This is a genomic window from Tardiphaga sp. GW821-FHT12E02, assembly GCF_058807155.1.
The window spans coordinates 5,724,319-5,741,825 of the sequence record NZ_JBXAQK010000001.1 but is presented as its reverse complement, the minus strand read 5'-3'; the positions used below and the strand labels follow the sequence as shown (position 1 = coordinate 5,741,825).

At 62.1% G+C, this 17,507-nt stretch carries 15 protein-coding genes; 9 read left to right on the top strand and 6 right to left on the bottom strand.

Going from position 1 to position 17,507, the window contains the following annotated elements:
* The first annotated feature begins 8 nt into the window (after positions 1-8).
* Genes AC1RQ5_RS26980 through AC1RQ5_RS26970 form a run of 3 tightly spaced genes read left to right on the top strand, consistent with a single transcriptional unit; the run spans position 9 to position 3,487 of the window.
* Complete coding sequence (locus AC1RQ5_RS26980; RefSeq protein ID WP_493203111.1) at positions 9-998, top strand: PdxA family dehydrogenase; 990 nt, start codon at positions 9-11, stop codon at positions 996-998.
* A gap of 57 nt (positions 999-1,055) precedes the next feature.
* Positions 1,056-2,045: a Bug family tripartite tricarboxylate transporter substrate binding protein gene (locus tag AC1RQ5_RS26975; RefSeq protein ID WP_493203110.1), complete on the top strand. Its 990-nt coding sequence runs from the start codon at positions 1,056-1,058 to the stop codon at positions 2,043-2,045.
* Positions 2,046-2,080: 35 nt separating this feature from the next.
* Entirely contained in the window at positions 2,081-3,487 is a 1,407-nt protein-coding gene (locus AC1RQ5_RS26970) for an MFS transporter (RefSeq protein ID WP_493203108.1), read from the top strand.
* Positions 3,488-3,506: 19 nt separating this feature from the next.
* On the opposite strand, the gene AC1RQ5_RS26965 is transcribed toward AC1RQ5_RS26970, so the two are convergent.
* On the bottom strand, positions 3,507-4,229 hold the full coding sequence (locus AC1RQ5_RS26965; RefSeq protein ID WP_493203106.1) for an FAD-binding protein: 723 nt from the start codon (positions 4,227-4,229) through the stop codon (positions 3,507-3,509).
* A gap of 496 nt (positions 4,230-4,725) precedes the next feature.
* Here AC1RQ5_RS26965 and AC1RQ5_RS26960 point away from each other — a divergent pair, with 496 nt between their 5' ends.
* The 6 genes from AC1RQ5_RS26960 to AC1RQ5_RS26935 all read left to right on the top strand — a co-directional run bounded on the left by AC1RQ5_RS26960 (position 4,726) and on the right by AC1RQ5_RS26935 (position 11,604).
* On the top strand, positions 4,726-5,589 hold the full coding sequence (locus AC1RQ5_RS26960; protein ID WP_493203104.1) for a hypothetical protein: 864 nt from the start codon (positions 4,726-4,728) through the stop codon (positions 5,587-5,589).
* 79 nt (positions 5,590-5,668) lie between these two features.
* Positions 5,669-6,115 (top strand): hypothetical protein, encoded by a 447-nt coding sequence (locus tag AC1RQ5_RS26955; protein ID WP_493203102.1) that lies wholly within the window; start codon positions 5,669-5,671, stop codon positions 6,113-6,115.
* Between the two features lie 396 nt (positions 6,116-6,511).
* Positions 6,512-6,886 carry a DUF6634 family protein gene (locus AC1RQ5_RS26950; RefSeq protein ID WP_493203100.1) on the top strand — a complete coding sequence of 125 codons (375 nt, stop codon included), beginning with the start codon at positions 6,512-6,514 and terminating at the stop codon, positions 6,884-6,886.
* Positions 6,883-9,090 (top strand): AAA family ATPase, encoded by a 2,208-nt coding sequence (locus tag AC1RQ5_RS26945; protein WP_493203098.1) that lies wholly within the window; start codon positions 6,883-6,885, stop codon positions 9,088-9,090. Before AC1RQ5_RS26950 ends, AC1RQ5_RS26945 begins: the two co-directional genes overlap by 4 nt.
* Positions 9,087-9,986, top strand: a complete 900-nt coding sequence (locus tag AC1RQ5_RS26940; protein ID WP_493203096.1) for a 3'-5' exonuclease — start codon at positions 9,087-9,089, stop codon at positions 9,984-9,986. Before AC1RQ5_RS26945 ends, AC1RQ5_RS26940 begins: the two co-directional genes overlap by 4 nt.
* A 364-nt stretch (positions 9,987-10,350) precedes the next feature.
* On the top strand, positions 10,351-11,604 hold the full coding sequence (locus tag AC1RQ5_RS26935; protein WP_493203095.1) for a DUF8359 domain-containing protein: 1,254 nt from the start codon (positions 10,351-10,353) through the stop codon (positions 11,602-11,604).
* A gap of 222 nt (positions 11,605-11,826) precedes the next feature.
* Here AC1RQ5_RS26935 and AC1RQ5_RS26930 read toward each other — a convergent pair whose 3' ends face one another.
* From AC1RQ5_RS26930 to acpS, 5 genes are all read right to left on the bottom strand, one after another.
* Positions 11,827-12,102, bottom strand: a complete 276-nt coding sequence (locus tag AC1RQ5_RS26930) for a hypothetical protein (RefSeq protein ID WP_493203093.1) — start codon at positions 12,100-12,102, stop codon at positions 11,827-11,829.
* Between the two features lie 293 nt (positions 12,103-12,395).
* Positions 12,396-12,851, bottom strand: a complete 456-nt coding sequence (locus AC1RQ5_RS26925) for a DUF8359 domain-containing protein (RefSeq protein WP_493203091.1) — start codon at positions 12,849-12,851, stop codon at positions 12,396-12,398.
* Positions 12,852-12,975: 124 nt separating this feature from the next.
* Entirely contained in the window at positions 12,976-14,064 is a 1,089-nt protein-coding gene (locus tag AC1RQ5_RS26920; RefSeq protein WP_493203089.1) for a DUF8359 domain-containing protein, read from the bottom strand.
* The gene (locus tag AC1RQ5_RS26915) at positions 14,061-16,790 is read right to left on the bottom strand and encodes a DUF8359 domain-containing protein (protein ID WP_493203087.1); all 2,730 of its coding nucleotides are present in this window, start codon (positions 16,788-16,790) and stop codon (positions 14,061-14,063) included. Before AC1RQ5_RS26915 ends, AC1RQ5_RS26920 begins: the two co-directional genes overlap by 4 nt.
* Positions 16,791-17,123: 333 nt before the next feature.
* Positions 17,124-17,495, bottom strand: coding sequence for a holo-ACP synthase (gene acpS / locus AC1RQ5_RS26910; protein ID WP_493203085.1), 372 nt, complete (start codon positions 17,493-17,495; stop codon positions 17,124-17,126).
* Positions 17,496-17,507 lie beyond the last annotated feature (12 nt).

Sequence of the window (17,507 nt, the reverse complement as noted above, 5' to 3'; positions counted from 1 at the left end):
AGTTGGCGATGAGCGGTATCATCAAGACGATCGCGTTGACTGTCGGAGATCCGAACGGGATCGGGCCGGAGATCGCGGTCAAGGCCGCGATGGACCTGGCGGGTAGCGAGCAACCCCGGGTGATTCTTGTCGGGGATGATCATGTCATCCGGAATTATGCGGAGCGACATGCGCCGGGCATGACTCTGGTCGGATACCAGAGCCGTGAGGCTCCCCGACGTGACGCGCTATATTGGCATCCGGTGCAGGCATTGCCTGCCGGGAATTTCAAGCCGGGCATTGTCGACGCTGCCGCCGGAAAGGCCACTGTCGCCTATGTCGCGGCGGCAATCGAGCTTGTCCGCACAGGCGCCGCTGATGCCATCGTCGGATGCCCGCATAACGAGACCGCGGTCAATGCGGCCGGGATTCCGTTTTCGGGCTATCCCGGTCTGATAGCCCGGCTGACACATGTGCCCGAGAACGACGTCTTCATGATGTTTGTCGGCGGCGGCCTGCGTATTTTGCACGCGACGCTGCATGAGCGGATACACGACGCACTGGCGCGCCTGACGCCCGAACTGATCGAACAAGCGGCGCTGACCTGCCTGAACACGCTGAAGCGTCTTGGGGTCGAGACGCCGCGGATCGGCATCTTCGGCATCAACCCGCATGCGGGCGAGGGTGGGTTGTTCGGTCATGACGACGATCTGATAACGTCCCCGGCGGTGGCGAGGCTGCGCGCGGCCGGACACGCGGTTGAAGGCCCGGTGGGCGCTGATCTGCTGGTGACGCGCAAAGACATCGACGGCTTTGTCGCGATCTATCACGACCAGGGGCATATTCCGGTCAAACTTCTCGCTGGGCGCAACGCATCGGCGTTCTCGGTCGGCTCGGACATCCTGTTTTCCAGTGTCGGACATGGCAGTGCGTTCGATATCGCCGGGAAGGGCGAGGCGGACGCAACGGCCGTCCTGCGCACGATACGTCTCATCAGCAATACCGCTCCGCCAGGCTGAAGCGCGGCAGCGGCCGGATGAAATCTAAAAATAAGATCGTTGGGAGGGGATAAAAGAATGATCAGCACGAAATCTGTCGTGAAGTCACTGTCGGTCGCAGCGATGAGCACGCTGTTGTTCGCCAGCGTATCGCGCGCCAATGCCGAGGCGGACTACCCGTCGAAGATCATCAAGATCGTTGTGCCATTCTCGGCCGGCGGCACCGCTGACGCTTTACCGCGAATCGTGGCCGAGAAGCTCCGCCAGAAATGGGGGCAGCCGATCATCATCGAAAACCGCGCAGGCGCCGGCGGCAATATCGGTGCCGAGTTTCTGGCGAACAGCGCGCCTGACGGATATACCCTGCTCGCAAGCCCGCCGGGGCCGATCGCGATCAACGAAACGCTCTACAAGAAGATGAGCTTCAAGCCGTCCGAATTCCTGCCTGTCACCCTACTGGCGACTGCGCCGAATGTCGTCGACGTCCGGCCGAACTTTCCCGCTAAGTCCATCGGCGAGCTCATCGCTTACGCCAAGGCCAATCCCGACAAGGTGACATTTGCCTCACAGGGCAATGGCTCGACATCTCACCTGACGGCAATGCTGTTCCAGCGGCTGACTCAGACCAGTATGACCCATGTCGCCTATAAAGGCACGGCGCCGGCCTTGCAGGACATTGTCGGCGGCACGGTAGACATCTTCTTCGACAATCTCGGATCCTCGCTGAACCTGCATGAGAGTGGCAGGCTGCGCATCCTGGCCGTGTGCGGTCCGGAGCGCACGCCGCAACTGGCCGGGGTGCCGACCGTTCAGGAAGCCGGCGTCAAGGATTTCACGTCCGTGACCTGGTTCGCACTGATGGCCCCGAAGGGGACCTCCAGCGGAATCGTCGACAAATTGAATCAGGCGGTCACGGAAATCCTGCGCGAGCCGGAGGTGCAGTCGAAGTTCACGGCGCTTGGCGTGCAAGCCAGTCCGATGACGGTCAAATCCACGGCAGACTTCATCGACGAAGAACGCAGCCGTTGGGGTGACATCATCAAGTCCACCCAGATCGCCGTCGATTGAAGCGCGAAGACGGCGCGTAAGGTCGGTCTGAATAGATGCAGGCAGGAGCGGAAATGGTCTCGGAACGATCGTTCGACGTGGTCGACTTCGTTAATAGTCGTCGCGTCGGGCTCATTCAATATTCGATCATCATACTGTGCGGGTTGGTGATGTTCCTGGATGGCTTCGACACCCAGGCGATCAGCTATATGGCGCCGTCGATCTCCAGCGAGTGGCATCTCTCCAAGGGGATGCTCGGTCCGATCTTCTCGTCCGCATTGATTGGACTGATGATCGGATATCTTCTGGTATCGCCGCTGTCGGATCGTTATGGACACCGCAAGATGGTGGTCGTCAGCACATTTGCCTTTGCATTGCTGACTTGCGCGACGGCATTTGCATCGGGGGTTACTGAGCTGATCGTGCTTCGCTTTGTCACGGGCATTGCACTTGGATCTGTCGTGCCCAGCGCCATCGCCTTGACGACGGAGTTTAGCCCGTCGCGGATGCGTGCCACCTTCGTGCTGGCGATTTATTGCGGATTCTCGCTCGGCTTTGTTGCCGCAGGTGGCGTGGCCGCTTGGGCAATCCCGCAATATGGCTGGCGGTCGATGTTGTGGATCGGCGCCGTTGCCCCCTTCGCCGTCGCACTGATTGCGCTGATCGCTCTGCCGGAGTCGATCGACTTTCTGATCCGCACCAAGGCGTCTCCCGAGCGCATCTGGCGTGTTGTCCGGCGCGTCGATACCACGCTCCCTGTCAGCGGTCCTGCGCGGTTCTCGACCGAGATGGCCGAGCAGCGCAGTTCGATCGGCAGCCTGTTCGCAGCCGGGCGGAGCTTGGGGACGCTGGTGATCTGGGTGGTGTTCGTGCTCAACCTCGCGGAGTTCTACGGTCTGCAGAGCTGGCTGCCGACGGTGCTCGGCAATGCGGGTTACTCCCTCAGCACTGTCGCCCTCGCGACATCGATGACGACGGTTGGCGGGATCATTGCCGCTTTCGCGATCGGCCCGGCCATGGATCGGATCGGCGCTTACAAGTCGCTCGCCGTGGTCTATCTCAGTGGTGCACTCCTGGTGCTTCTCTTCGGCTTTTCGATCGGACGTCCGGACTGGCAACTGGTGATGGCAGCGTTCCTGGCGGGATTTTGCATCAGCGGGGGACAGAAGAGCGTCATCGCGCTTGCTGCAATCTATTATCCGAGCGCAATTCGCTCGACTGGGGTTGGCTGGGCCCTTGGCATAGGCCGACTGGGCGGCATTTCTGGTCCGTTACTGATTGGCGCGATGCTGGCCTATCAGTTGTCCGCCCAGAATATTCTTTACATCGCATCAGTTCCGATGGTGCTTGCGGGGATCCTTATCGCGGTGCTCGGGCGTCGCTACGGATCGCCAGCGACTGACAAAGCGGTGACGCCACCATTGAATGGCGCCCAGGCAATGTCGACCGGTCATCGAGCTTGAGCAGGACTGGAACTCGGCTCTATCGATTAGGAGGATGATGGGACCAAACGTCGTCAGCCTTTGGATTGGATATTCCGTGTTGTACCGCGCGAAAGGCGCCCGCGATCGCGGGGCCCAATGTGATGCCCGGACCGGGATAGGCGTCCCCCATGATCGAGGCCGCATCGTTGCCGCAGGCATAGAGGCCGGGAATGGCGCTGCCGTCCGATCGAAGGATCTGTGCATCCCTGCTGACACGAAGCCCGGCGGTAGCTCCGATATCACCGACATAGAGACGGACCGCGTAGAATGGCGCAGCGGCGATCGGGCCTAGCGTGGGATTAGGAGCGTGCATCGGATCACCATTGGCCCGATGATACGGCGTGGTGCCGCGGCCGAAATCCTCGTCCACCCCCGTCGCGGAAAAGCCGTTGAAGCGCGCAATGGTCTGCGACAATTGCATTGCCGGGACGTTCAAGGCTGCGGCCAATCCAGCGATCGTCGATGCCTCGGTCAGATATCCATCGGCGATGAATTCGGTGAGATTGCGGGTGCCTTGTCGAACCATGCCGAGCCCGTAGCGGCGCAGCCCGGTCGAATCCGTGATGATGAAGCAGGGCACGCAGGGGACCGTTTCGTTCCTGTCGAGCATCGCGCGCCCGAAGGCGTGATATGAGGTCGACTCATTGACGAAGCGGCTGCCGCCTTGATCGACGCACAGCGTGCCGGGCTTGCTCCTGTCCAGAACGAAGTGCGGAAACACCGCGCGGCTGCCGTCTCATTATTCGAGAAAGTCTTCGTCGAAGGCAGAGGTGGAAGCTGCGCTTGCGTTTCCGAGCGTCGGTTTTAGCTTGGGAACGAAGCGCTCGGCCGCGAAAGCCTCACGCCTTCACCAGCATCGTCTTCGTCGAACAGGAAAAGCACGCCGTATGTCTCTATGAAGAGGTCTCTGATCCGACGGACCGTGTCCGTTCGTCGATCGTGCGTGGGCGGATTAGCCTCGCGCTCAATCTCATGCAGGGTTTTCCTCGACACCCCGACGGCTTGCGCGAGTTGGATCGCTTCCATGCCGACGAGAGCTCGGGCTGCGCGGATCATTGCCCCGGAGGGATACCGTTCTACCTCGTCTCGAATCATCATGGTTAAGGTTAACGCATGCGGGGTGACATTTGTAACGTTTTCTTCTTGCCTCCATCAGCCGGAGGGGTTACATATGTCACCCATAGGGCAGCGTTAAACGCTCAGCCGAGGAAGACGAAATGACGAACGAACCGAACCAGCAGAGCAAACTCATCTCCCACGATGCGATCCGACGCGCGGCACGGGCGGTCGTGTCGAATGCAGTCAACGGGGATTTCCCGGTGGATCCGGTTATCGGTGCCGATCTCTCACGGACATTCTCCGCGGTGAACAGCGTGGTGAAACGCCACGGCCTTCTGTTGCAGCGCACTCTTGGTAACGCGTTGTCTGCAAGCGGACGCTTCGAGGTTATGCACGATGTTCCGGTCCCGGTCACCGAAGCGGCACACGATCTGCTGACCTCCCGGAATTCGAATCGCGACCTTGCGAACATCCGTCTGCGAGCGGACGCGAACGTGATCCGAATGGTTACTGTCGATATCATCGCCATCGACGTCGAGGCGGGATGGGCTGGAGCGTACGACATGAAGCGCGGCAATGGCGCGACGGAGAGCCGAAAGCGTCGCCCGCTCGAACATGATCTCCGAGCCACGCGATTGGTACTTGCGTCGTTTCTCAGCAAATACGGGTACGGCGACATCACGCGCGTCACAACCGGCATCATCGATTTCTACGGTGCATCGGGATTCGACGACGAGTTGCGGATCAAGAAAGAGGGGCTCGACGAGCATTTCGGCGTGCCGGTCCTGGAGACGCTCGAAGCGATGACCGTAGAGCTCCGGACCGCGCTCCACGCGGAGATGCGTGCATTGCTCGCCCCGGCGCTGAAGATGAAGCAGCGCACCGAGCGCCCGAGCAATGGGGCTGACCAGGCGATCTCGGTCGGGCGGATCTTCGAGGAGGACCCGGGCGACGATCCCATCGAGCGGATCCTCAGCGCCCGCCCGACCGGACCGGGGCCGTGGCGTCCCCGCGTCGCCTAGCACCAACCAGCCAAGCAATCACTTTCGAGACTGTCGCCCACAGCGTTGCCGCGCATCTGCGCGATCGGAGAGTCATGCCATGAAAAGCGAAAATGAAAAGGCGAGCGGTTCCGCTCCGTGCGTAAGTGGTTCGATCGCACCGTACGCCTATTGGCGGACGTTCGAGAAGCCGGAATACGACATCGTGCGCCGTCTCCAACTGACGTGCATGCTGGGCGCGGTGTCGACGACCGACATGTTGTGGCGGCGGGCCCTCGAAGGGGATGCTGCGAGTTCGGTCGCGATCGCGATGAGAATTCGCCGCCCGACGATGATTACCTATCCGATCGATCTGCGCATGAGCGTGCTCGTGAACGCCGCGCTGCTCGGTGACGCTGCCTGCGCCTTGGTGATGGAAAAGCTTCTGTCGAAGATGCCGTTGCAGGAGGATGAACGCGAACGTCTCGCCTTCTCGTGGTCGGATCGTCGGCTGCGCTCGCCCCCGTTGGCGCCGTCGGGCGTCATCGACGCGGAGCGCCCGGCATGACGTCCCAGATCCCCTCTACCGTCGGCATCGAAGCGACGGAAGGCGCCTTTTCGCCCCCCCCCCTACGAGCTCGTCGAAGGCAGCATAGCGAAATCGTCGGCCGCGTCGCGGCTGTGCCGCGACGATCCCCCGTGCAGGAACGAGCGCAACCGCCCCCCTGACGAAGCAGCGCTTCGTTCGTCGTCAATCATCGAGGATTTTTGGATGCATGTCTTCGAATTTGGTCTCCGCGTTCAGGAGCAGTCTGGTGCCGGCCTTGCGTTCGGCTCAGGCGTTCACGTCCTGACCGGCCCCTACCAACTCCTCCGCACCGAGCCCCCCGTGCAGGAACGGGCACGGCCGCCCCCCTGATGTTGCCCCGACGCAACTACCGGCTCACTCGACAAGGAATTCGATATGACAAGGTCCAGCTACAGTTTCCTCGATCCCGGAAGGCTTGCTGCCGAGCTTCCTTCGCGATTGAGGGACCTCGCCAACGACGTCGAGCGCATCGTCTGCGGGGTAGGGCCGCTGCCCGATGTCATCGAAGCCGCGCCGTTGCTTGAGCATTGGAGATACGCGCCCTCGCTGCTGGGCGTCCGCCTAATCGGCAAGGTCGGCGGACACCCGACGCTGCGGGGAGGGCAGATCATGACATCCCCATTGTGGGTCGTGGATCCGAACCTCCGCTGGGCCAGGACCACCAACCGCTACTATCGCTTGGGCGCCCGCGCCGAAGATGACGGCGACGAGGACATGGACACAGCAGACTACAAAGGGATTCTGAGATGAGAAGCTACGACGATTTCAAGGAAACGGATCATTCGCGGCGAATGGGTCCGTTGGAAAAAGCCGCGTACCGAGCCTGCTGGATTTCGGCGGCGGCATATCGCAGGACGATCGATCTCGCGGGCGCGACGTCGGACGATGCGCTCGACCAACTCGGCGGCACGCATGCCGGAGGATTCAGAGCTCTGGAGACCAAATTTTCCGCGGACGGAGAAGCGGAGCATGGAGAAGTCTTCGTCCGTCGCAAGACCGAAGCTCCGATGCCGGGGCGCATCGCCGCGCGTCTTCTGTTCGCGCGTCTCTTCGACACCGATCCGACGCTTCTCGATCGCCTGCGTTCGGACACGCCGATCGTAATCGTCGATGTTCCAGATGTAGAAGTCCACGACAGGATCGCGCGGGGCTGGCGGGACATCCTTGGTCTCGAAAACATGCGTTGGATCTCCGTCAAGGAGGTCACCGACGCCACGACGAGGAAGACCGTCGATGCCGTGCACGCGGTCTTCGCCACGCCGCTCCGCAAGGGCGATCGCGAGAACGCGGAAGCGCAAGCCTACGGCGCCGTGCAGATCGCCGTTCCCATCATCGCGATCACGCCGTCGGCGGAGACGCACCTGTCGAGAGCTCTCATCGACGCGGCGACCGACCGCCTGGTCGTTCCGGCCATCGACGCCGACATCGTCCGTTCGGTGATCGAAATCGTGACTGGCGAGAACTGTGCCGAATTCACCGAGGGCGGAGCCTTGCGGGTCGGATTGCACGAACTGCTGCTCGCAGTAAGGTTCGATAGGTCGGCGAGCGATTGCATGGAGCGTGTGCTGAACTCGTCGCGAAAGAAGGCAGCGACCGCGGGCGGCAGGGACCTTTCGTTGGACGAGCTGTTCGGCATGGATGCAGCAGTCGCTTGGGCACGTGCTACCGCCGCGGACCTGAATGCATGGAGACGGGGAGAGATCGGATGGGACGCCCTCGATACGGGCGTCGTGCTCAATGGACCGCCGGGCGTCGGGAAGACGCTTTTCGCAAAGGTCGCCGCGGCGAGCTTTGGGGTGCCGATGATCTCCGGGACGCTCGCTGGATGGCAAGGTAGCGGCGATGGACATCTCGGCCACCTACTCAAGGCGATGAAGGCCGATTTCGCTGAAGCCAGGGCAAAGGCACCGTGCGTCTTCTTCGTGGACGAACTCGATAGCTTCAGTGACCGAGCCACGATCAAGCACCAGCACCGGGACTACGTCGTGGAGGTGGTGAATGGCTTCATCGAGCAGGTCGACGGGATTCAGGGACGTCAAGGAATCGTGTTCATCGGCGCGACCAACGATGTCGGGCGTTGCGATCCGGCGATCGTGCGCGCAGGACGCTTTAATCGCGTGATCCCGATCGGACTTCCGGATACGGCGGACATCGTAAAGATGATGCGGGTCCGGCTCCGCGGCGACCTGGCGGAGGAAAATCTGGATGAGATCGCCCTTTTGGCGTCTGGCAGCACGGGAGCCGACATCGAGCGGGCCGTCAAGGATGCCCGTCGTACTGCTCGGCAAGCAGGCCGGCCGGTTTCGCTTGCAGACCTGCGGCTGGCCGTCACGGGGGCGGATGAGAAGCTCTCGCCGCAGATGCTCGAGAGGGCATCGGTTCACGAAGCGGGGCATATCCTGATCTCGGTCATTCAACGCGGTGCGGCCGATATCCAGGCCGTCGTCGGCGGAATGAGCGGCTCGGCCGGCTTCGTCGTCGGACGGGACGACACCGAAATTGCGGGTACGCTCGAAGATTACCGCAAGATCCTTCAGGGATTGTTGGCAGGCCGTGCCGCGGAAGAGCTGATGCTTGGGGCGGCCGGACACGGGTCCGGCGGCATTGCCCGCACGTCCGATCTCGCGAGCGCGACGCGTGTCGCCGCAGCGCTGGTGGGAAGCGTCGGACACGCCGGTCCGCATCCGCTCGTCTTTCTCGCGGATCATCGTCACGCGGAGGAGTTGCTGGATCAGCTATATGTGAGAGAGGCGGTCCAGAACGAGCTCGCGGAGGCATATCGGGAGACGATGATCATTCTCTCCGACAATATCGCGGCGCTTCAGGAAGTCGCTCGGGTTCTTCGGGTCGAGGGACGCATCGATGGCCACGCCGTGGAGCGCATCATCGTACGCTTCGCCGGCGCACCGGTCATGTTCCGGTCGCCGAACGGATTTGCGGAGACCACTGCATGACGCCGCACACCGACGACGCTCTAGAGCGCATGGCGATCGCGCTGGATGCCAGTTCACATTTCCGCGTGTTGCGCAAGCTTTCACGTGAGGAACGCGTAGCGCATTTCGTCGCCGGCCCGACCCGCAACGGCTTGTTCGTCGATACGGAGACGACCGGTCTGGATCATTCCGGCGATGAGATCATCGAATTGGCGATGGTGCCCTTCCGATATGCACTCGACGGCGCGCTGATCGATGTCGGGCAGCCTTTCGCGCAGCTCCGGCAGCCCGCGAAACCCTTGCCGGCCGCGGTCACAGCCTTGACCGGCATCACCGACGAGATGGTCGCAGGCAAATCAATCGACCACGATGCCGTATCGCACATGGTCCGGAAGGCCGATCTCGTCCTTGCTCACAATGCGGCGTTCGATCGCCGGTTCCTGGAACGCTTCGACGATTGCTTCATGACGAAGCCATGGGCCTGTTCGATGACGCAGATCGACTGGGTCTCGGAAGGCTTCGAGGGAACGAAGCTGGCCTACCTGGCGATGGGTGCAGGCTTCTTCTACGACCGACATCGGGCAGCAAACGATTGCCTCGCAGCGATCGAGCTGCTCGGGCGGCCCTTACCAGTTAGCGGCCGGCCCGCGCTCGACATCCTTCTCAAGCGGGCGCGCCAAACCCAATGGCGGATCTGGGCGACCAACACGCCGTTCGGCGTGAAGGAGAAGCTGAAGAAGCGCGGCTACCGATGGAGCGGAGATCAGGGCTCGGTTCGAAAAGCCTGGTACGTCGATGTCGAGGACGATGGTCGCGATGCCGAAATCGCATTTCTCTCGGCGCAAGCCTGCAAGCAGGTCGCCGACATCGTGTGCCGGCAGATCGCGGCGATCGACCGTTTCTCTGATCGCGTGTGAATAAGGCGACAGTCCCTCGCGCTGGCACGGATCACTCGATCGCAGCGTTTCAAGTACCGAGCCACGACTCTTGCTCCTATTGTCGTCGGAAATCGAGACATGTGGGATGCGGAGTTGGAGCGCCAGCCATCTCCGCCCTATCACGCGCCTCCAACCCGGCCGGGGACGCACGGCGCCGACGACAAGATGTCCGAGGGAAGAGCGTCACGAAGCAGGATTGCAGAGGCGGTGGTTCGATTCATCCGGTTCGCGTGACGTTCCCGCCGGTTTTCCACTCGTAAGCGTCTATCCTCGCTCGATACGAGTAGATGTTGCCTCATGCACGAGCTAGTCGTCGACATCCAGGCTTATGGAGACAAGCGAAATGGCAAGGAACGACGGAAGCGGCGCAACAGGGGCGGATACCGGGCCAAAGCCTCGTCGGGTGACCCACGCTGCAGCCGAGATCCGCGCAGCGGACATGATGATACCAGAGCCGTCACAGGAAATCGCAGTGGCAGTGGTCGCCTTCGAGTACAATGCTACGTTCATACCCTATCGGGCTCGCAATACCGTTCGCGAAAAGCTGAACGGCTCTGATGTCGTGCTGATCCCGCGTCCATTGTCCGGGGTCCGCAATGCCTTCAGGGTCCATTACCCCCACGCGACGTACGAGCGCGTACAGGACTACGACATACTGGAGTTTCGTGGCAATCTCTACTGGCCGCTGTGCTTGAACAACTACGATTGGCAAGGTCATCTGAGCGAACAGGATTGCCTGACCGAACTGAAGGCAGGGAATTGGAATCTTCTATCCACGTTCGCCGATATTCGTGGAAACACCACGATTCCGAGGCCGACGCGCACGGCGGATGATTTGGCGGGGGTCCGCGATTTTTCTTCCGGGCAGCGGGATCGGATCGTGGCCATGGCACGACGCAGAGCTGCCGAAAATCTTTTGTTGCACGACGGACACTCCTGGGTGCGCGGTGGCGAGCCGGTCTATCTCAACAGATCGAGTTGGCGGTACATGGCAAACGTAGCGAATCCCGGCGCGGATCGCTCGGCAATTCCGCAGATCGACTGGTTGAAAGAGGCGCCGGCGTTCTACGCCGAGGGGCAAGAGCCCATCAGGAACGGGGAATTCTTCACCGCCGATCGGCACGCGGACGCCGAAGCAGCTGCGCGTCAGCACGGGACGCATGCACCCGAGATCGAAGTGTCAATGCCTGAAATGCTTCGGCTGGTTCCTGCTCGCGCGCGCCTAGATGCGATTTTCAGGCTGACCACGCGCTTCTCGCATTGGATACTGGGAGCGGATGCTGCCATGGATGCCGATGCCGGTCTTTTCCCCATGGCTGCGAAAATCGTCGCGACAGACCAGATCGGAGACGATGGCATCGTTGACACCGCGAGGATCCGAGCGCTCAAGCCCCTGCGTGACTATTGCGAAAAGAAGCATTTTCCGAACGGACCGCACGAATTCTCGATGCTGCATTGGGATCTGCGGCGATTTTGGCAACAAGAAAGAGCTTTCATCAGGAAAGCCAATCGTCGCCGTTACCTTGCACCCATCGACGACGCGATGCTGCACGTGATCGCCGAACAAGATCGTTCCGGCGACTTCTCGAACGTTTGATACAAAGGCAGCAAGCGGACCTAGGGAAGCCGGAGACAATCGCTGCGGCAATCGTTCCGGCGCAGTCCCCCTCGGCGGGCCCGGTGGCCAGTGACGGGCATACCGTGGGGCCGCCAAGCAGCGGGTAAGGGCCCATCCCGACTTCGGATGTGCCAGGGCGCGCGGCTGAGCGCCCGACGTCTATCTGATCGCCTCCGTCAATGCGAAAGTGCCATCAGCGCGTCATCCTCCTCGACGGGAAAGCGCGGAGGACGTGTTCACTTCGGCGATCAGGCTACGAGCCGCATCGATGTATTTCTGCAGCCAGCGTGCGTGCCGAGGGTCTTCGATCTCGGCGAGATCGTCGATCGCCTTTCGCCATACGATGTCGTCGTCGAAGCGACGTCGACCTTCCGGATCGAAGAGCGATGGCGCGAGCAGTGTCCGCTCGTACGCCTGAAAATCGTTTCGCAGGCCGGCGTAGGCGTCTTCAGCCAGCGATCGCATGCGCAGTTGCATGGCAGCGTCGGGACGTCGCTCCGGACCGGTGGCATCGGCGCGATCTTAACACCGAACGTCTTGGCCCTGAGCGCTGAGGCGACTGGCCTGAGCCGCCGCGTCGTCGATCGCGAAAACGTGGCCTCGGCGGACGCTGTCGATTGCTTCCTTGCCGCTAGGGCCTGGCAACAATTTTAGATCTATCAGGCGATCCCAACGGGATGGCCCAATCTTCAGGTCCAGACCGAGGGCTGCGCTGACCGCGTGGAAGACCGGGAGACCGGCCTCGGCATAGACTTCGTCTGCGCAGAAAATCACATGGCCGCCCGGCGACGTATCAAAGGAAGGCGTAGCTCCAGGTCCGACTCTTTAGTCTCGCGGATCCTGTCCCGCTCGAACCAGATGATGTCCGTCGGAGGAAAATCGCCATATAGGCCTGGCATCGGATCGATCATGGCTGCCGCATGACCGGAAGCGCCATTGGCGCTGTTTACGAAACCCTCGGGATCGATCGATCGACCGTTCCAACGTGCGGGCCACCAGTGGCCTCCTTCGAAACCTCTGATCACGTATTCGTCCTGCGATGACGGATCCAACGGCGCAGCGTTCGAACGGACGCGATAGGCCACCGGCGCATCCTCTGGATCGATGCTCCGGATCATGACAGGAACGTCGTGGACGAAATGCGCGGGTTCGAATCTCTGACCATACTTCAGGCGAACCTGCTGCTTGTGCAGAATCCGCAAGGTAACGGGTTGTTCGTCGATCATCGGTGTTTCCGATACAGCAAGGAGCCTGCAGCCGGGGCGGCATTCCGCTACGGACTCCGGAAGCCAGCTCATCGTCATCGATTCACTGGAGGGCTTTGGATTTTGGGATGCGTGAATGTTTGAATCACACGATGCTGGCCAACGCTTCCTCTTCCTCGTCCGACAGCGCCGGCCGCGACGCGGAACGGAGGCGGGACAATAGTCTGGCGGCATCTGTGAGTCTGGATGGGTGTGCTTGGATCAGCTTGGGATCAGAGATGGAGGCAATTTCCTCGAGGACCGTCTCGCTCGGGATCTGTCTGAACTTCGCGAAGTTATGCCCAGCTTCCTGAAAGCTCATGACATTTGCGCGGAGCAGACGACATAGCGGATGATCGAGCGTCGAGTCGGCGAAGGCGAGCTCGACGAAGGCCCGCGCGCAGGCCAAAACGGCTGCGGACCGGCAAGGCGCTCCGAGCGACGAGAGGGTTTCGATGCGGGCGACGATGTCTCCAGCGTCAGAGGTCGGCGACGACGAAGCCGGCGTGAGGTCGATCTCATGCAGGTCGAAGGCCTGTGCGGCGCGTAAGCACCGCACGGCAGCATGTCCGGAGGGACCGGAAACGCCGAAGCCTCCGTCGGAAAGCCTCTCCGGCTTTGAAGGGCCTGCGACCACCCGGTTGCGAACGGTCTGACTCACGGGCAGCGCGTAGTAGATAGGCATCCCCGCTTCGACGAGTACCATGTCGCCGCAGAAGATGATCTCCGCCGCACCAACCTGCGCCTGTCTCTGCAGTTCAGCACGCGTGTCGCCCAGGTGTTCTCGCAGCGCAATGTTCTTGTAGTGGGTGGTCCGGTCTTCGCGTAGCGGCCATCGTCCGCCGATGTTCAGGAGATGCAGGACGTCGCGATCTCCGGCTTCGGCCAGCTCGCGGAAAAGCGACGGAGACAGCAACCGGCCCGAGTAGAGAAGGGGCCACCAAAACGCGCCGTCGATCTCGCGGATCGTGTAGTCCGCATTCCCGCAACCGACAGGATCGACGATCCGGTAGGCCGGCTGCGTCTCATCCGGATCGAGCGTGCGGACGACAACGAGGCCCTTGGCCCAGAAGTTGACCGTCTCTGTCCTGCGCTTGCCCACCCGGACGTAGCTTTCTGAGTAGACGTACCACAAAGGCACCGTCTCTTCTCCGGCGGTGCGGAGCAACGATCGTTGCTGCTCGATGATGCTCATGCTGCTGCTCCTCCCAAGGAAGCCAGAAAGGCTTCGGTCTCTTCGTCATCGATGTGCTCGGCGCGAGCGATCCGCTCGAGGATCAGGTGGGCCTCGGCGAAAGTCGCTGGCAATCCGGCGGCGGCCTCGGTTCCGTCGATGGAAACGAACACCGCCAGCATGTTCGCAAAGGCCAGATCGGCCGGCGGCGGCCTGTCCTTCTCCGCACCGGCGATCTCGGGTATCAGCCGGCGCAGGTCCGGGTGTCTCCAAGCGACTTCCCAAAGGTATTGCGCCCATGCGATGGCGCAGACGTTGGCAGCGGGCCCGGCGACGTGCGCACCCGTCGCGACGATTTCCGAAACGCGATGAGTAGCATCGGGCGCGAGCCACTCCAGGCCCTGATCGAGCTCGCCGAGACCGAAGGCACGGGCGACGCGCGCCGCCGAGAGCCTCGTCCCACGATCCACGCAGGGCATATGGCAGCCGAGGCGGTCACGGCGGTCGAGAGACGAGGGACCGACGACGAGGTCGAAGGTCCTCCTTGTCTCCTTGTTGAACCGTGCGTACCACACGGGTTCTCCCGCATCGACGTGAACGACGCCGTCCAGATAGATCAGCCGCGCAGCATCCTCCCGAACCTGTCTCGCTTGGTCCTCGATATCGGAGCTCAAGTCCCTGACATCCCGTTCGCCGAAGAATTGCTTGTGCGTCTCGCCGAACTGCCGGTAGGTGCGGCCGAGCGGATCGAGCACAGCATTGGCGCGATCCCAATCCTGCCGTGCGAACTGCAGGAACTGCGCGCTCGTCATCGGCCCGTGATCGCCGTGCACCGGCCACCATAGCGCGCCGTCATGGATCCGGACTTCGAACGGGGCATGCAGCAGGTCGCCCGGCGAAATGCTATAGGCGACGGGCGCGTCCGACGCCGCGATCTCGTCGATGACGATCGGCTGGAAGCCGTTGAGCACGACCGGAACGTGTTTGCTGCGACCCTTGAGCCTGTATCTGGCTTCGTAGCTGAATCTCGCATTGATCACGTCGCTCATCGGGCAGCTCCCACCGTCGGGAGTGCCGCGCGGCGCCGGACCGGCTTGGCCGCCTTCTCGGCGTCGATCTGCGCGCGCGTGCGCCTCGTCTTCCTGCGGGGCTCCGGGGGACTGTTCAACGCCCCGATTTCGAACCGCGGATACATCTCGATCGCGTTCTTCAGCGTTGCGACCCAGGCATCGCCGTACCGGACCGAGACCTTGTCGATCACCGCGATCGTCCGATCCGCCGTGACCGACGATGAAGTGCTCGACCTCGGGATGCATGTTGACGTGACGTGCGACGGATTTGAAGAGATGCCGCCACGCATGATTCGGCATGGCTCCGGTCACGTGCAAACTGCCCGTTACCCAGTCAGCCAACCTGTCGGCCTTCTTCTGGCAGATGCGTGCGATGTCCTGCGGATCGTCCGAGGTCGGTACGTAGAACAGCGGCAGTCCGCGCCTGCGGCGTTCGTCCACGAAATCGAGGAGTTTTTGCTCAAGCAGATGCGAGTGAAGCGGTACCACCCGCTCGTAGGCGCCTTTCGTCACCTCCGGCCGGAGATAGAAGCACCAGATCCCGGTTTCGGGATCCTGCCGGATGTCGCTCGGCAGCAGCGAGACGATCTCGCCGACCCGGGCTCCGGTGTAGGCGCAGGCCCACGGCACCCAGCGACGGCAGGCGCGGGTCTCGGCGGAGGTCAGACGGGACGGCTCGGCGAGGGTCGCGGTGAGGATGATCTTTGCCTGCGCCGGCGAAAAGGCCTTTTTGTTGTTCTTGCCGACGCTCTTGACGCTGCGGACGCGGATCTTGGCGAACGGATTGCCGGTCTTTAGCGTGCCGCGTTCGACCATGTAGTTCGCGGTCGCCTTCAGCGAGGCGATCCATACGTCGCGGACCGTCTTGCGGGCGTGACCCTGGGCGATGAGATGGTCCATCCAGCGATATCCGTCCTCGGTCGTGAACATGGCGAGATCGCTGTGTCCTACGAACTCGCAGAACGCGAGGATCTTCGGCCGCCACCGCTTGGCGGTCGCGCCGCGTTCGCCGCCCTTGTTGCCCGACGTCCTGCAGTAGAATTCGAACGCGGACGGCAGGTCGATCTTCGTGGTCGGGGCCTCGGCGTTGGCCTGGAAGACCTGCGACTCACTGTAGTCGTTCTTCGTCATCAGATGGAGATCGATGGCCCCCTGCCGGCGCGCTTCCAGGAACATGGGCAGGAAGCGGGCGCGGTCGGCCGCGGTCGCCCCTCCGAATCCGTTCGAGCCCAGAAACGCGTCGAGGTCGGCCTCGTCGTATTCCCGGTCGTCCGCGAGCTGCTCCTCCGTCCGGATATGCATGTCCATGCCCCACCTGTAGGCGGCGGGCGGGTCGCGGTGGCGGTATGCGGCCCGCACCTGCTCGTGGGCGAGGCGCTGGAGCCCACTCAGTTCCCGCATCGAGAGCGATGTCTGCGGCGCGAGGGGGATCGCCTTGCCCGTTTCGGCGGCGCGCAGACGCAGCTCCCAGTCCTTATCCATCTCGGCGCTGAATTTGGCGCAGAGGGTGATCGCCAGGCGCTTGTCGGTCGTCTCCAGAGAGCGCCAGACCTCGCTGCGGCCCACGATCGCCTGGTAGCGCGCCGGGACCTTCTTGCGGAACCACCAGATGTCAGACTTGAGCTTGCCGTTCTTGTTCTTCTTGCGGACCGGTGCCGGCACGTTCGGATTCCCCATGGTGGAGCCCCTTGGTGTAGCCCCAAGCCATGGATAAACGCCTTGAAATACCAGTAAAATTCGAGAGAACAGTCACTTAGGCGGTACGGGGTGGGGTGAGTCCCCCCTCTCCGCCAGTTGGCTCGATAGGGCCGAGAACCCAGCAAAATAAGGGTTTCTGCAAGCCTTCGGGTGAGGCCTGTGTAGCACAAGTATGTAGCACAGGTTCAGGTCGCCGGACAGAGCAATTAGATGCGCTCTGCACGTGTGCCGCCAGTCCCAGTTTCGGCGAAATGCTGGTTAGCGGATTGCAGCCGACTGGCGCCGCCCCCGTTGCACCATCGTCAAACTAATCTAAAGCCGGGCCTCAAGGACCACAAAAGCGATGCAGATGCCGCCACTGGTCGAGAGCGAAAGGTGGGCGCAGATTTGTGCGCCTTTCGGGGCGAGCCGGCGGGCGCGTCGAAGTGCGCCTCCCGAAATCGTCACATTGGGAGCGCCCAGCGCTCCTGTGCCGATCTCTATGTCATGCCATCTCACTTGACCGGTGATCCCAGTCCCCAAGGCTTTTGCACAGGCTTCCTTCGCTGCAAACCGATGGCCGAAAAATCCATTAGGGTCGCTGCGGGTGACACCGGCGGCAATCTCGTTCGCCGTGAAGAGGCGCTCCAAGTATCCAATGCCGCGACGTTGGATCGCTCCCGCGGTCCGTTCGACCTCGTGCATGTCGATGCCAAT

Excerpts from the sequence above, each read along its gene's own strand:
- AC1RQ5_RS26920 (WP_493203089.1), bottom strand. The coding sequence starts at position 14,064 with ATGAGCATCATCGAGCAGCAACGATCGTTGCTCCGCACCGCCGGAGAA.
- AC1RQ5_RS26950 (WP_493203100.1), top strand. The coding sequence starts at position 6,512 with ATGACAAGGTCCAGCTACAGTTTCCTCGATCCCGGAAGGCTTGCTGCC.
- AC1RQ5_RS26940 (WP_493203096.1), top strand. The coding sequence starts at position 9,087 with ATGACGCCGCACACCGACGACGCTCTAGAGCGCATGGCGATCGCGCTG.
- AC1RQ5_RS26935 (WP_493203095.1), top strand. The coding sequence starts at position 10,351 with ATGGCAAGGAACGACGGAAGCGGCGCAACAGGGGCGGATACCGGGCCA.
- AC1RQ5_RS26915 (WP_493203087.1), bottom strand. The coding sequence starts at position 16,790 with ATGGGGAATCCGAACGTGCCGGCACCGGTCCGCAAGAAGAACAAGAAC.
- AC1RQ5_RS26980 (WP_493203111.1), top strand. The coding sequence starts at position 9 with ATGAGCGGTATCATCAAGACGATCGCGTTGACTGTCGGAGATCCGAAC.
- AC1RQ5_RS26960 (WP_493203104.1), top strand. The coding sequence starts at position 4,726 with ATGACGAACGAACCGAACCAGCAGAGCAAACTCATCTCCCACGATGCG.
- AC1RQ5_RS26925 (WP_493203091.1), bottom strand. The coding sequence starts at position 12,851 with ATGATCGACGAACAACCCGTTACCTTGCGGATTCTGCACAAGCAGCAG.
- acpS (WP_493203085.1), bottom strand. The coding sequence starts at position 17,495 with ATGCACGAGGTCGAACGGACCGCGGGAGCGATCCAACGTCGCGGCATT.
- AC1RQ5_RS26955 (WP_493203102.1), top strand. The coding sequence starts at position 5,669 with ATGAAAAGCGAAAATGAAAAGGCGAGCGGTTCCGCTCCGTGCGTAAGT.
- AC1RQ5_RS26945 (WP_493203098.1), top strand. The coding sequence starts at position 6,883 with ATGAGAAGCTACGACGATTTCAAGGAAACGGATCATTCGCGGCGAATG.
- AC1RQ5_RS26970 (WP_493203108.1), top strand. The coding sequence starts at position 2,081 with ATGCAGGCAGGAGCGGAAATGGTCTCGGAACGATCGTTCGACGTGGTC.
- AC1RQ5_RS26930 (WP_493203093.1), bottom strand. The coding sequence starts at position 12,102 with ATGCAACTGCGCATGCGATCGCTGGCTGAAGACGCCTACGCCGGCCTG.
- AC1RQ5_RS26975 (WP_493203110.1), top strand. The coding sequence starts at position 1,056 with ATGATCAGCACGAAATCTGTCGTGAAGTCACTGTCGGTCGCAGCGATG.